Origin of the sequence: Mediterranea massiliensis, assembly GCF_900128475.1 — a bacterium.
Classification (GTDB): domain Bacteria; phylum Bacteroidota; class Bacteroidia; order Bacteroidales; family Bacteroidaceae; genus Bacteroides; species Bacteroides massiliensis_E.
Genome location: NZ_LT635838.1, coordinates 737,925 through 753,400, shown reverse-complemented (window position 1 = coordinate 753,400; position 15,476 = coordinate 737,925). Strand labels below are relative to the sequence as shown.

Here is a 15,476-nt window from a genome sequence, read left to right as displayed (position 1 = left end):
GACGATTCGAATATGCTTCTAACGATATACGATAAATCCGGGGCCAAGCGTGCGGATGTGGCTGCAAGTGACAGTTCGACGCAGAGCAAGGAGGTGCAGGGCGACAACGTGCTGGCGCTCTCCTTCACGCATTATGCCCATATTCCCCTTGATGTAGGCGACTTCACGGACTACATGGGCGAGCGGTACTGGCTGACGGAGCGGTACACCCCGAAAGAGAAAAGCGGGAGCGAGTGGGAGTATAACCTGAAGCTGTACGGTATCGAGAGCCTGATCAGGCGTTTTCTCGTGCTGGAGACAACGGACGGCGACACCAATCCCCTGTTTACATTGACGGCCACGCCGCGGGACCATGTGGCGATGGTGGTGAAGGCCATCAACAACGGCATGGGTAACATTACCGACTGGAAGGTGGGGCAGGTGGACGGTACCGATCTTATCGTGATCGACTATGAGGGCATGTACTGCGACCAGGCTTTGAAGGAGATCGCCGGCAAGGTGGGAGGCAAGGCCGAGTGGTGGATCGAGGGGCAGACGGTGAACGTGTGCCGCTGCGAGAGCGGGGAAGAGATCACGCTGGGCTACGGCAAGGGGCTGACCTCCCTGGAGCGGGATACGAGTAATACGGCGAAGTTCTACACGCGCCTTTTCCCGATCGGGAGCAGCCGGAACATCGACGCCGGGAAGTACGGCAGCCCCCGTCTGATGCTTCCCGGAAAAAAGAAGTACGTGGAGGTGGGCGTGGACGAGTACGGTATCTATGACCACTACGAACAGGCCGCCTTCAGCGATATCTATCCCCGGCGGGTGGGCACGGTAAGCAGTGTCCGCAGTGAGGAGGTGACGAATGAGGAGGGTAAGACCTTTACCGTCTATTACTTCAAGGATGGCGGGATGGATTTCGATCCTAACGATTATGAACTGGCCGGTGAGACGAAACGCGTCTCCTTCCAGAGCGGTGACCTTTCCGGGCTGGGAGAGGGGGACGATCATTATTTCGAGGTGAACTTCGATAGCGCCACCCGCGAGTTTGAGATCATCACGATCTGGCCTTACGGCGATGACACGCAGCTTCCGGGCGGCAAGCTCGTCCCGAAGGCCGGGGACACCTATGTCCTTTGGAACATCCGGATGCCGGACAAATATTACCGGCTGGCAGAGGAGGAGTTCCAGAAAGCCGTCGATGACTATAACAAGGACCACTGGCTGGATATCGCCGCTTACAAGGCTCCGACCGATCATGTGTGGATCGAGCAGCAGGAGGCCGATCTGTTTGTCGGCCGGCGCGTAAAATTGGAGAGCTCGGAGTATTTCCCGAAAGACGGTTACCGCAGGAGCCGCATTACGAAGATCACCCGCAGGGTAAACCTTCCCGGAGAGATGGACCTGGAGATCAGCGACGCCCTGCAGGTATCGAAATTCGACAGGGTAAACGACAGTATCGGGGAATTGAAAAGCTATACGAAAGCCAAGGCCGAAAGTTCCGGGCTTCCTGATATTATCCGGAGCTTCGACAACACTCTGCCCACGGACAACAACCTTTTCTCTGCGAAAAGAAGCCAGAGGGAGTTCCTAAGCAAACGCCATCGGGATACCGCAGCCGAGGTGATCGGTTTTTTGAAAGGGGTTTATTTTGGCAATTACAAAGCCGGTGAATCCGGGGGCAATGTTGACGGCGACGGGAACGCCGAGTTTCTGACGGCTGTTATCCGGGAATTGCTCCGCAGTACCCGTTTCGTGGACGGTATGTTCGGCGAGGGCTGGCAGTTATGGATAGATAAAATAACGGGACTCAGCAACCTTACGATTGACAAGATCACCGTCCGCCAGACGCTGGTCGCTATGGAACTGCTGATCGAGAAGGTGCGTAGCGTGGGTGGTCAGTTAGTCGTTTCCGCTGCTAATGGAAAGATTAAGACCGTGACCAAGGAGGGCAACAATTACCGCATCACCTTTGAGCAAGAGAACACGTTCGTGGCGCATGACCTGATGCGCTGTGCCGTTTTTACGGGGGCGGAGATTCGGGGTTACTGGGTGGAAGTGTCGGAAGGCGACGCGGAAGGGATAACGGTACCCCAGAGGGAGTTTGGCGGGACGGAACCGAAGGCGGGTGATGAGTGCGTGTTGATGGGCAACACGGAAAACCCGCTCCGGCAGAACCTGATCAGCATATCGGCCACCGAGGACGGCCAGCCGCGTGTTGACATACTGGATGGCGTGATGGCGAAAAACTTCAACGGCTGTTTGAGATGCCGGGTGGGTAATCTTGACGGTATCAAGGACAGCGCTTTTCCGGCGAATAACCAGCCGCACGGGAACGGTCTCTATGGCGACAACGTATATCTGAAAGGTACGTTCATCCTTATGACCGGCGAGGATATCCTGACGAAATTTGAAATTACGGAGGGTAAGATACAGTCCGCCGTAGAAGGTCTGCGTGACGAGGTGAGGGAGGAGCAGAGCTTTTTCGATAACACCACGTTTACCGAGGGGATGAGTAAATGGATAAGCGGGTACAAGGCCGCGTTCCTGACTTTCGGCGGCAAGTGGATTCTTGCCGGTAACAAACTGTTAGCATCGAGCGAGAACGGAAACGTGGAGGTCGTAAAGACCGGCAAGGTCCCTTACGTCAGGATAACGAACAGCTATATCATGCAGAAGAACGGGGATTTTCGCACGATCCCCGATTTTAAGGAGTTGAACGGGGACGGGCTTCGTATCCCGGGCTATGTCTACCTGTCCTTCCATTACAAGGTGATCGAAGCCGGGCACCTGCGTATCGAGTTTGTCAAATCCAACAAGAGCGGATACGAGAATTTCAACATGTTCGCTTACGACGGTGATTTGCCGGTCGGTGGGGAAAAGGTATTCAACCATTCCGGGCTGTGGAACGGGACCGGCGACTTCAAGCTGTCGTTCACGGGTGTTATCCAAGTGTCCTTGTTGGTGTTCTCGACCGACCGGACGGATGCCTTGGCGTACAAGTATGCCACGTTCTTTGACCAGTCGGATAAGATGATCAAGATCGCGGCGGCGAATTTCGATAAGGACGGCAATGTGCTGGAGGCATCCTCCATTATCACGACGGCCAAATATAACAGGCTGATTTCTGTCCATTTCGATGAGAACGGGGAATTGCGGAATAAATCCGGGTTGGTGACTACCGCCAATTTTTCCAAGCTGTTCGCTGAGGGCGTTACAAGCAACGGGCTTGTAAAGAAGGCGGAACTGAATGTCTATGTCAAGCGTGACGAGTTCGGCAATCTTGTTTCCGGTGTTACCATTAAAGCCGACCAAATCAAACTGGAGGGGCTTGTTACGGCTAACGGCTATTTCAAGGTCCTCACGGACGGGAGTATCGAGACCCGGAATGCGAACATCAGCGGTACTGTCAAGGCGAGCGGCGGTAAGATTGGCGGCTTTACCATCGATTCCGGCCGTCTGTATTGGAAGAGCCGCGATTATTTCGGAAACGATTCCCGGAGTTTGAAACTGGGAGTCTCGAGTTCCTCGACGGAGGGGATCGTGGACGTGGCCTTCAATGGCGCTACCAGTGGGCGGTTTGGCGTAAAATCAGTCGGGGCGACATCCGGTGGGGCCGCTATATACGCATCGATAGGCTCCTTAACCTACCCGGCCAGCGGTATGACCTATGCCGGGTTCTTTGTGGGTCCGGTAGATGTAAGGGATACCGGTAGCGGATTGACAAGTGATGTTTGTGCGTCGAAAGGGTTCCGGTACATCAAGAGCCGCAATTCCGACGGTACATACGTGTATAACGAGGGTGTGAACTGGGGGGATGGTGCCGCCCAGAATCCCGACCTTGACAAAATAAGACTTATCGTGAGGGGCGGCATCATAGTCGGCTATACAGGGGAATAAACATTTAAAACCAAAGAGATATGAAAGTTGACTTAAACAGGAGATTCAGGGGCTTTGACGGGAACGAGCTTGGCGGTGACAACATCGCCACCGCCGTGGCGGAGGCCCTGTTCAATTACGGGAAGGACAAACCGGTAGGCCGTGATGAGAAGTTCAAGGCTTACGTCCTGTGCCAGCGTATCATCCAGGGCGGTGGAATCCTGGAGATCACCACCGAGGAGGGTACGCTTATCAAGGAGGTATGCGGCGAGAGCCTGACGGCCGGCGGTTACGGCCAGGTTTATGAACTGATAGAGGGAGGGGTTTGATATGGCACTGACAGAATCGGATATCGCCCAGGTTTTGGAGGCGGTCAAGGCGGAATCGAAGAGTGTCGAATCCCTTGAGACGGTCGGCTCGCTGAGCGGGGTCAAATCCCTGCCTGCGCAGAAAGGTGACAAACTGGTGAACGTCCCGATCACCTTATTGAGCAAGCCTGCCGATGACGCGGCGGCCCGGGCGATCAAGGCCGCTGAAAGGGTGGAGGGATTGGCTCCCGAAATGGAAGCGGCCACCCAGGAGACAAAAAAGGCCATTCAAACGGCGGGTGAATCGGCGGCAAAGGCGGAGGCGGCCGCGAAGAAGGCCGAGGATGCGATAGCCCAAGGCTACAAACATAAGGAGATGAGTGAGGAGGAGTTTGAAAGTCTCCCGGAAAAGGACGGCAAGACCATTTACCTGATTTACGAGGAGGAATAGGTATGATAAGTGTTGGAAACAAAGAGGTGACAGCCATCCGTGTAGGCGAACGGGTGGTGGCGACGGTCTATATAGGGGCCAGGCTGGTTTGGCAAGCCATCCGGAGCTGTTTCGGCGCGGGCTTTTGGCGCGGTGACAAACCCTGGAGCCGAACGGATGGCTGGAAACGGATGAAATAACTTTTAAAGAATAACGATATGGCGAAAAAAGTGTATGACGAGGACGGTCTGGATATGCAGAAGACCGATTGGTCCGGTGACGAATCCACGGGTAATCTTCCGGTGAGCGGCCGGTTGGTGGAGAACTATATCAAAAGTATTGATGACAAGGCCACCCCTACGGAGGAGCTGGCCGCCGGTGAGACGAAAGCCCCCACGAGCGGCGCGGTGTTCGCCTCGCTGGTGGGTACCGTGACGAATATCGACGTGACGGACAGCGAGGACGGCACTCAGTACGTGATGACAGTCACGCAGAAGGATGGCGAAGGCGGGGAAAGCGACAGGGAGGTGCGCTTTTCCAAGTATAGCGACGATGACAAGGTGGTGGTGAATATAGACCTGACCGATGCTTCGGGTTCCTCCTTGCCCGCTTCCCAGTATTTGTCGTTGGGTACCGGTTTCGTGGTGAGATATGCCGTTGGCGTGGGCACGGCCGGTGGCGGCGAGGTGAGTGGCTACAGCGACCTGAAGGCCAAGGTGGTCGTAAAACGTGGCTCCACGGTCCTTTCGGAATTCCAGGATGCGGAGTTTGTCGGCGTTACGGCCGGTCAGAGCTATACTTTTGACGCGTCGCCTTACCTGAAGGATGCCACGACCTACACCGTGCAGGTGGAGGCGCAGGCCGGTTATGATGGCGGTACGCTGATGAAAACCGCTACCGCCAGGGTGACGATGGTGGCTATGGAACTAAGTACCACTTATTCGGTTGGGAACGGACTGGCTGACGGGGGATACCGGAACGACGTGAACATCCCATTTACAGCTAAGGGAACGAGTGGCGAGAAGAACATCTACTACCGTATCAACGGCGGGCAGCCCTATACGCTTGGCCTGTCAGCCGGTTCCGGTGTCCAGCAGAAGAACGTCACCGTTGCGCTGAGTGAAATGCGGGAGGGCATGAACGTGGTGGAAGCCTATGCGCTGCACGAGAACTCCGGCGTGGTGAGCGAGATACACTACCTGACCCTGCTGAAAGCCGAGGAAGGTGTGACGGCCTATGCCGGCATGATGTTCAACCACCGGGCGGCAGGGTTCCAGCGTGACTGGAAGCACCCCGTACTGGAGGCCGAGCAGTTCACGGCGTGGAACTTCACGTATGCCGGCTATGACAGGGATGCGTACACGGCCCGTGTGAAAGTGACCAGCCGGGGCAGTGTGGTGAAGGAAGACCTGCTGCAGCGCGGTGAGACCGGCAGCTACGGGCGTACGAACGTGAACGTGGAACCGCTGGATTACCGTGTGTCGTGCGGTGATGCCGTGCTTGAGGTGCAGGTGAACACCACATCGCACCCCGACATTGAAGCCACGCTGGCACCGGATGCCGTGTGCACGTTCGATGCCTTCGGGCGAAGCAACACGGAAAACAACCCGGAAAGCTGGGTGAGCGGGGACAAACGGATGGAATTCCGTGATGTGCTGTGGAGCGTGAACGAATACGGCGCAGGAAGCGGCTGGCACAAGGACCGCCTGCTGCTGGCCGGCGGTGCGGGCATGACACTGACGGCAGACGGCGGTTATCGCCCGTTCAACGAGGCGGACAAGCCCGAGGGTTTTGCCATCCGCGACGTGGGCATGACGTTGGAGATAGAATACAGCACGGCCAACGTGACTGACACCGACGCGGAGCTGATCACCTGTCTGGGCACCCTGCAAAACGGCAACCGTTACGGGCTGGTGGTGACCCCGGAGGAGGCGAAGTTCCTTACCGGCGTGGTGACGGAGGCGATGGATGCCGGTCAGGTCCTGCGCTATGAGGACTCGGTGGGTACGAAGTTTGAACCCGGTAAGAATATCCGTATCACTTACGTGTTCTACCCGGACGTGGAGACCAACGAGCAGCGGACGCTGATCGGCTTCTATGTGAACGGGGAGGAGTCGGCCGCCTCGAAGTGGCTGGACAAGGTGAGCTTCGACATCCGGAGCCAGCTGGAGTTTAAATCGGAGGGGGCTGACCTGAACGTGAAGAGCGTGCGCATCTATAACAAGGCGCTGACCTCGGACGAGGTGCTTAACAACTACATCGTGGACCGCAATCATCTGGAGGATGCCGACGGGGAACCGGGCGTGCGCTCGCTGGATGAGGACAACCGCGTGCTGAACGAGGGGGACACGGTGAGCATGGAGAAGCTGATGGGACTGATGAAGAAGCGGCGGAACTCGATCCTGGTACTGATAGGCACGGGCAGCGTGGGCAGTGAGGTGCCAAGCGAGAGCGACACGCTGAACGTGATGGACGCGCTGGCCCAGCTGAACAACAAGAAGGCCAACAAGCTGTGCCGGGAAGTTAGATTCTACAACGGTGAGAACCGGGCGCTGGACTGGATAGCCCGTGACATTTATCTGCGTATCCAGGGTACCAGTTCAGTGAACTATGCCCGCAAGAACCTGCGCTTCTACTTCCAGAAGACAGCCAGCGGTTACACGGCACGGATGAGCTACGGCGAGATAGACGGTAACGGGCAGCAGAGCAACCCGACAGCTACGGAGGGTAAGAAGAACCTGTTCCGACTGCGGGACAACTCGGTGGGGGCAAAACTCGCCTGTGCGAAGTGTGACTTTTCGGACTCCTCCATGACCACCAACACCGGTGGCGCGAAGTTCATCCATGACGGCATGAAGGAAATGGGTATCCTGACCCCTGCCCAGCAGTATGCCGCCGACCATGTGGATACGTGCAAGGAAGACATACGCTCGGCCATTGACGGCTTGCCCTGTGACCTGTTTGTGGCAAAGAGTGTGGATGAGGATCTGACCTACTACGGCCAGTACAACATGAACAACGAGAAGAGCGACAGCTACCCGATATTCGGCCAGGACAAGACCATCGGCGAAGAACAGTGGGGGACCGGTGATACGCTGAACTACCTGCAGGCGAACGGCGACCGGCCGAAGGAATACCTGCCCATCTGCATCGAGACGTTGAACAACTCGAACGACCTGTGCCTGTTCCGCTGGCTGCCGTCCACGGAGCCCGACCATACGGACTTCATGGATTTCAACTTTGACGGCGGTTTCGAGTTCAACCATCCGAAAGACGTGTTCTGGAACGATGGCGGAGGCGATGCCGAAGAAGAACCGAACATCAAGGAACACCTGGGCACCGGTGACAAGTACGACAAGATGTACAAGGCGCTTGACCGCATGATGAGTTTCCTCTATAAATGCGTGAGGGAAACGCCTGCCGGCAAGAATCTGGCCTATAACAAGGAGACGCACACCTTTGACGGGGTGGACTATGAGGATGACGGCAACAAGTTCCCGACGGCCAAATGGGTGAGCCCGACCTTCAAGGCGGAAGCCGGGAAGTATTTCAACCTTCCCAACCTGGCCGCCTACTACCTGTATGTACAGTTCAACCTGGGTGTGGACCAGCTGGCGAAAAATATGCTGGTGCGGACATGGGACGGCGTGATGTGGTGGATAACCTATTACGACGGTGACTGCCAGCTGGGTTCGGACAACAAGTCGTTCCTGACCGGGAAGTATGACGACAACCGGCAGACGAAGCGGGACGGGGCCTATGTGATGCAGGGACACAACAGCTGGCTGTGGAACCTGATACTGGGCAATATGGGCAATCTGCTGGAGGAAGTGATGACCAGGGGTGTGAACGGCGGTACCAGCTTCATGAGTGCCTTCAGCATCCAGAAGGCCGTTGACCATTTCGACACCGAGCAGATGAAGAAGTGGTGCAGCCGGCTGTACAACAAATCAGGCATCTTCAAGTATGTGTATCCGTTCCTGAACGAGATGCCGGTGGGGGCTGACGGTGCCAAACAGACGTATCCGCAGATCTACGGTCTGAAGGGTTCGTTGAAAGCTCACCGTAACTATTTCATCCAGCGCAGGTATGACCTGAAGCAGGTGGAGTACGGTTATGTCTCTACGCTGGGCGCCCAGTTCTACCAGAGTACGGCATCGCTGGACAAGGCATACAAACTGAAGCTGATGCAGTACCGGCTGACCATCCCGTACCGCGTGCAGCTTTCCACTAGCAACGGCGTTCAGGCCGACAGCGGCGTGGTGGATGCGGACGTGCTCCACTCCCTGCAGCTGGCCCGTGCCTTCGGTGAGAACGACCCGCTGAAGATTATCGGCGCGGCCAAAATCAAGGAGCTGGTGTGGCATGAGGACGCGTTCGCCATCGGATTCAATTTCGGCTTGCTTACCTCATTGGTTAAACTTGACATGAGCGTGGAGAAAGCCAGCGGTTATCGTAACGGTTCATTCATGGCCTCTACGAACGGCATGCTTCTTCTGGAAGAGCTTAATATGCGCAACAACCTGCTGGCACGGAATGGCGATAACGGCAACGTGACGACCTTGGACTTGAGCTGGCAGGGACGGTTGAAGAAGCTGGACGTGAGAGGCACGGGGCTTACCCGCGTGAAACTTGCCACCGGTGCGCCTGTTGTGCAGTTATGCTTGCCGGAAACGATAGAGGAACTGTTTCTGGAATATCTTCCCAGGTTGGCAGAGAGCGGATTGGTACTGGATGGCATCGGTAACGTGCGAGGCTACCGGTTCATGGGTTGTCCGGGCATTGACGGGTTTGCCATGCTGGAACGTCTTCATCAGGCCAAGTTGAACGGTAGCGGTAAACTGGAGCGTTTTGTCCTTGACATCGATATGGAGGATGACGGCAGGCTGCTCGGGAAATACTACGATTATGGTACTTATACCTCCACCGGAGCGATAGACAACCGTCATTCCGGATTGCGTGGCAGGCTCTGCCTGACAAAGTACATGGATGACGAACAGGCCGACCGGTATCGTGAGCGGTATCCGGAACTGGAGATCGTACAACCGGCCTACAGCATCATCGAGTCGGACGAAAGCGCTCCGGACGATGCCAACATTTCCAACCCGGACAACGAGACCGGTTATAAGTATGGCAATACTTACGTCATGAATGCCCACGTGGCGGCGATCCTCAAGAAGCGCCACCGTGTGCTTGCCAAGGTGACGAAAAAGCCCACGAGCCGTAAAGTGGAGATGGCGGGCCAGACGGTTGACGTGAACAATCCGGACGGCGAGATGACCTATTGTCCGTTGGATGATACCAGCAGTAATAAATACTACGATGGCAGCGCAGCCAAACTTGACAGCAGCGAGGGCGACTGGATGATGTACGAACCGTTCTTTTGGTCGAAAGGTGTCAATGACTACCTGAACGAGAAATATTACAGCTGTTACAGTTCCAACGGCCCTGACGATATGCCTCCTGTTCCGGATGTGACGGTGCTGACGTTGGACGACATCAAAGACACGCAGGGCGGTTTCCTTACAGAGCGCAAACTTTTGAGTGGCAAACCCACGTTGAAGGATTCTTATAGCACGGACAAGACCTATTCAGTCTGCAAGGTGGATGTACAAGGCTATAAGCGTGTACGTTTTCCGAGTGTTCCCGGTACGGGTTTGGTCGGCAGTCTATTTGTTGACGGCTCCGGAAACGTGGTCAAAACCATCGTGGTCCCTACGATCGGTCTGAAGTTCGAGGCCGGCATGTACTTGATATCGGATGTTCCGGAGGACGCCACGGCCTTGCACTTCTCGATCCTGAACACGGCCGAGTTTGACAAGGTGGTTCTTTCCAACTCCGACAAGATCGAGGATATGGAGCCCGATTGGGTGGCCAACGAGGAACATCTTTGTGCGGTAGTAGGCAGTAGCGTGGTAGGTAGCAAGTTGCGTTCATGCATAACGGGTAATTCCACGACGGCCAGCATGAACTGGATCGACTTTCATTATTACTCGGTTCAGCGCGGTATGCAACAGATAGACGCGTTGATGCACTCCCGTATAGCGAACTTGTTTTACGCAAGATATGGCCGTCGTGACAGCCAGGAACAGTGCGGAGGCGGTCAGCATACGAACAATCGTATCACGGGCGGTACAGCCGGTTATGGTATGCAGGATACGATCGGTTATGACGAAGCGTATAAAATAAACGACAAGATCACGAATTCCATCGTGGACGGTTCTATCCACCAGTACGCTTGGTATCGTGGGCAGGACGAGTATGGTTCTCCGACCGTGACTCAGGTAAACAATATCAGTTGTCTGGGCTATGAGGACATCTACGGCCATAAGTACGAGATGATGGACGGTGTTGATTTACCCAACGATAGTGGCAACCAAGGTAAATGGCGTATTTGGATGCCGGACGGCACGGTGCGTTGGGTGAAGGGTAAAACGACCAGTGACCAGTGGATAACAGGTGTTGCCCATGGTAAATACATGGATATCGTACCGGTAGGAACAGCTAACGGCTCGTCCAGTACATATTATTGCGATAAATACTGGATAAGTACCGCAGCCAGCCGTGTGGTCTCTCGCGGGTACAGCGATGCGTATGCGAATGGCGGTGTGTCGTATGCGAATGCGAATAACGATGCTTCGCATTCGAATGCGGGTGTCGGCTCGCGTCTGGCCTTCCGCGGCAAACTCGTTCGGGCGGAAAGCGTGGAAGCGTATAAAGCGATTCGCGAAGTGTTGTAAGCGCAAAGCGCCAAAGCGTGGAGCGAAGCGACTAAAACGAAAGAACGGTGTTCGGATGGTTTCCGAACACCGTTCGTGTTATTATAAATACCGGCGTAAGCCGGTCGAAAATGTTTTAAGAAAATGAAATTTGATAGTGCTTTAGTATGTGTGAGAGAGTGCACAACACACCAATTTATACTATACAAATGTAGCGATTTTTGGCGAGATTACCAAATTTCTTAGTAATAATTAGAAGTGAGAAATTAAGCGGAAAAGGGCAGGGTAGGGGTGCGAAAAAAAGAACGTTTCGTTTTGGGAAAAAGAACGTTTCGTTCCCAAAAGTCGAAACATTTCGTTTTGCGGATTATAAATGGCTAATAAAATTGTGGATAAAATAAGACAGCAAATTCCTGATGAAGAGCGGATTAAGATGGAATATCAATTCCAGCAGTTTGAGAAAAAAATTCAAGAAGAACTTGCTAAACAATCTAAGGGTAAATGATATGAATGCAGGCAGGATTGTTATGCTAATCTGTGTTTATCTACTTGTGCATGTTTACGGACATGCACAAGTAGATATTCAACAAATTAAATCTAGTTCTAATTATTGGTATGCTGAAGGGCAGGGAGCTACAATTGATGATGCTAGTCGGGATGCTTTATCGCAGATTATTAACCAGATTTCAGTAAGTGTATCATCCAAAACTCAGGAAGTAGATAATAGCGGACAGACAGCAGATGGCGTGAGTTATTCCAGTTATACCCAGGAGGGGAGTGTTAAGTCGTTTTCATTTGCTTCTTTGCAAAATGTGCATATGATGGTGCTGCATCCTGAACCTGGTGCCAGGGTGTTCCGTTGGGTAGAAAAAAATGAAGTTGACAAAATGTTCGAAAGACGTAAGAACAAAATCTTGGATTTTGTGGAAACTGGTAAATTGGCAGAACGAGATTTGCAAATAGATGATGCTCTTCGTAATTATTATTGGGCGTTGATGCTGGCCAGATCAAATCGCGATGCAGTATATGCCGATTTTAATGGTGAAAGTGTAAATTGTCTTGTTTTCTTACCAATAAAAATCAAATCGGTTTTATCACATTTGAAGGTAAAAATAGAAGATTGTATAGAACGGGACAATCGCTATTATTTACAAGGAACTTTTATTTATGATGGTAAAGCTGTTTCAAGCCTTCAGTTGGATTATTTTGATGGGCAATCTTTCGTGGGGCCTTTGACTGTAAGAGATGGAGTGGCGGAGTTGGAATTATTGTCGTTGCCTGTAAATGAGAAAGTACAGGTTCGCTATGAATACAGTTTTCGTAAGCAAGGCGAGAATCTCGATACAGAGTTAAGAACTATTTTTTCTGAAATGAGTGCTCCTGTAATAGAAAATGCTTTTGTTGAGATTCCTGTGAAAGTAAATGCCCGGAAGGGTACTGTGAAGATGGCTAAGAAGTATGAGAAGGAGGGATTTACCTCTTCAATGGCTTTGGAACCCTCTGTTGCAGCTGTAGCAACGGAGACTATTCAGGTAAAAAAACGGATTGAGGTTGAAGGCGTAGAGGATGATGCTTCTTTCCAAGCGGCTATGAAGGCTGTGGAATCTGCTATTAAACAATGTAATCCAGAATGTGCATTTGCTTATTTTACGTCGGAAGGTTATAAACTTTTTGAACAACTTTTGAAGTATACGGGGCGAATTACATTAGTTGGATCCAATCAGCAATATCATTTTGTACGGGCAAACGGGCAGGTCCTGGGGAAAGATTGTAAAGTGAAAATTCGCTTTAGTAATGGGCGGTCGTTTATGGAGAAACTTACGTTTCGATTTGATGAGAAAACTAAAAAAATTCAATCGCTGGCACTGGCGCTGACAAAAAAGGCCGAAGATGATATCTTCAATGCGGCTTCTACGTGGCCTGAAGTGTCTCGGTATACTATTTTGCAGTTTATGGAGGATTATCAGACTGCTTATTTATTGCAGCGTATAGATTATCTTGACAAGATATTTTCAGATGATGCTATCATCATAACCGGAACTATGCTGAAAACGGCACCTAAGGCACAGGTTGAAGGTTTGCCAGTTGATTTTGGAAAAAATGATATTCGTTATACGCGGTTGAACAAGAAGCAGTTTATAGAAAAGCTGCGTACGCATTTTAATGAACGAGAATATGTTCATCTGACTTTTGAAGATAATGTGACGCAGGTAATTAATGCTCCTAGTTTACCACCCGCAACAGCGTTTGTAATACAAATTCGTCAAATTTATAATTCTCCTGTATATTCAGATCAGGGATATTTGACACTTGTATTGGATGCATCCAAGGAACTGCCCATTATTCATGTCAGGATGTGGCAACCTGACAAATCAGATATGATGAGCATTGAAGAATTTATGAGTAAATTTAAGTTTTAAAAAAAGATGTATGGCATGAAAAGAAATATTTTGTTTTTCATAGTTGTGCTTATGGCCAATGTCATAGTTGGTCAGGAGGCTAATACGACTCAACTGGTGTTGCATTCTTTTAATGAATCAAGGTCTTTTGGTGGAATGGATAATTTGAGCGCTCATTTTATTGATGACTGGCCTAAAGATGTTAATGGAGATAAGGATTGTGCTTTGGTGAGAATTTCTTTTGAAAATATGCCGAAGGCTGATGCACAAATGGTAAACTTTGATTTTGGCTATAATGCTCCAATTCGTTCTCGGGTAAATCGGTTGGATGAGCAGAAAAGTGAAATTTGGGTTTTTGTAACTCCATCAAATGCTGCTTCCATGGAAGCTTCGCTGGAAGGATATGGGAAAAGTAATCGCTTGTCTGATTTGCGCTTGGAGCCCAAGCGTATTTATGATGTAGTGATGAAAAATAATAAAACTTTACCTATAACTATCATTACTCAGCCAGACAATGCAACTGTGTCTTTAGTTGATTTGAAAAAAAGTGCTACTACGCCTGCAACGATCAGTGGGGTTCCTTTAGGTACTCATAAACTCGTTATTAGTATTGATGGTCAAATGATTGCAGATACACTCATAGAGGTGTCTGATTATAGTACGATGTTTAAGTATGATTTTCGTAAAGATAAAGAAATTGAATTTGTAAGTGATCCGAGTGGTGCTGATTTGTATTTGAATGATGAATATGTCGGTAAAACTCCAATGAAACTTACTTTGAAATATGCTTCGTATCGCGTGGAAGCTCGGTTAAATGCAGATGAAACGGATGCAAGAGATTTTACTGTAAATGAACTGGTGGAGGATCGTATTGTATTGGAACCTATTGAGAAAAAAACATTTGAGGTTTTCGCAACCTATAATGGCAGTAAGGTTGATGCTGATTTGTATATTGATGGAGAATTGGAAAGACCCAGGCAATCATCATATCAATTGACCAAACCTGTAGGGAAAAAATATATCATGAATATGACGTATGGAGGAAACGGCAAGAAACGAACAATCCGCGTTTCGAGAAATATGGATGTTGAGCAAGAATTTAAGATTCCTGCAAGAAACTCGTTCGTATGGCCTTGGCAGAGAGAATATGATGCTTCCCCTGTGGGATTTTCTATGGGATATGTAACTAAGCAATGGGTGACAAGCGGTGAGGGAGCCAGATTGAAAGAAGATGTGTGGGGAAGAGAAAATAAGAGGTTGCATGGCCTTCAGGTGGGATTGCACTTTCAACCTTGTTTCAGTTGGGGATTGGGACTCTACTCTGGTTTGTTTTATGAATATTATATGTCTTGGAACGAAGAAATGAAAGAACAAGGATATATGGATCATTTCCAAGAACATTGTTTGTATATGCCAATCCATGCTTACTATCGCTTACCTTTTGCCAATAAGGTGGCTTTGGCTATTCATGGCGGTATTGGCCTTGATTATGGACTTTATGCTAGTTTCAGCTCTACTGAATATGAAAACTCTGAACCTTCAACTGAATATTATGGCTTGGATGGCTGGCCCAATCGTTTTAACGCATCGGCAGAAATTGGGGTTGGTTTTCGAGTAGGTAAAATTCAGGTGAATGCACAGTATTCAAAGGGATTAAGTGATCACAAGTTTTATTCTGATCAGGGAGAGTTTAAAACTATTCAAAACAAATTGTCACTAACTATTTCTTGGATGTTTAGTGGTAGTTCCTATTAAGCGA

The 15,476-nt window shown here is 51.0% G+C and carries 7 protein-coding genes; all 7 read left to right on the top strand.

Annotated features, from left to right (window positions below; genetic code table 11):
• Nucleotides 1-12 precede the first annotated feature (12 nt).
• The 7 genes from BQ7483_RS13020 (at nt 13) to BQ7483_RS12990 (ending at nt 15,472) form a co-directional block, all read left to right on the top strand.
• Nucleotides 13-3,882 (top strand): hypothetical protein, encoded by a 3,870-nt coding sequence (locus BQ7483_RS13020; protein WP_072546181.1) that lies wholly within the window; start codon nt 13-15, stop codon nt 3,880-3,882.
• Nucleotides 3,883-3,902: 20 nt separating this feature from the next.
• The gene (locus BQ7483_RS13015) at nt 3,903-4,190 is read left to right on the top strand and encodes a hypothetical protein (RefSeq protein ID WP_008674652.1); all 288 of its coding nucleotides are present in this window, start codon (nt 3,903-3,905) and stop codon (nt 4,188-4,190) included.
• A 1-nt stretch (nt 4,191) separates the two neighbouring features.
• Complete coding sequence (locus BQ7483_RS13010) at nt 4,192-4,620, top strand: hypothetical protein (protein ID WP_008674654.1); 429 nt, start codon at nt 4,192-4,194, stop codon at nt 4,618-4,620.
• Nucleotides 4,621-4,622: 2 nt separating this feature from the next.
• Nucleotides 4,623-4,799 (top strand): hypothetical protein, encoded by a 177-nt coding sequence (locus tag BQ7483_RS13005; protein ID WP_008778316.1) that lies wholly within the window; start codon nt 4,623-4,625, stop codon nt 4,797-4,799.
• An 18-nt stretch (nt 4,800-4,817) separates the two neighbouring features.
• On the top strand, nt 4,818-11,339 hold the full coding sequence (locus tag BQ7483_RS13000) for a hypothetical protein (RefSeq protein WP_072546180.1): 6,522 nt from the start codon (nt 4,818-4,820) through the stop codon (nt 11,337-11,339).
• A 485-nt stretch (nt 11,340-11,824) separates the two neighbouring features.
• The gene (locus tag BQ7483_RS12995; protein ID WP_072546179.1) at nt 11,825-13,738 is read left to right on the top strand and encodes an LPP20 family lipoprotein; all 1,914 of its coding nucleotides are present in this window, start codon (nt 11,825-11,827) and stop codon (nt 13,736-13,738) included.
• A 15-nt stretch (nt 13,739-13,753) separates the two neighbouring features.
• Entirely contained in the window at nt 13,754-15,472 is a 1,719-nt protein-coding gene (locus BQ7483_RS12990) for a PEGA domain-containing protein (protein ID WP_162274256.1), read from the top strand.
• Nucleotides 15,473-15,476 lie beyond the last annotated feature (4 nt).

Excerpts from the sequence above, each read along its gene's own strand:
- BQ7483_RS12995 (WP_072546179.1), top strand. The coding sequence starts at position 11,825 with ATGAATGCAGGCAGGATTGTTATGCTAATCTGTGTTTATCTACTTGTG.
- BQ7483_RS13005 (WP_008778316.1), top strand. The coding sequence starts at position 4,623 with ATGATAAGTGTTGGAAACAAAGAGGTGACAGCCATCCGTGTAGGCGAA.
- BQ7483_RS12990 (WP_162274256.1), top strand. The coding sequence starts at position 13,754 with ATGAAAAGAAATATTTTGTTTTTCATAGTTGTGCTTATGGCCAATGTC.
- BQ7483_RS13020 (WP_072546181.1), top strand. The coding sequence starts at position 13 with ATGCTTCTAACGATATACGATAAATCCGGGGCCAAGCGTGCGGATGTG.
- BQ7483_RS13000 (WP_072546180.1), top strand. The coding sequence starts at position 4,818 with ATGGCGAAAAAAGTGTATGACGAGGACGGTCTGGATATGCAGAAGACC.
- BQ7483_RS13010 (WP_008674654.1), top strand. The coding sequence starts at position 4,192 with ATGGCACTGACAGAATCGGATATCGCCCAGGTTTTGGAGGCGGTCAAG.
- BQ7483_RS13015 (WP_008674652.1), top strand. The coding sequence starts at position 3,903 with ATGAAAGTTGACTTAAACAGGAGATTCAGGGGCTTTGACGGGAACGAG.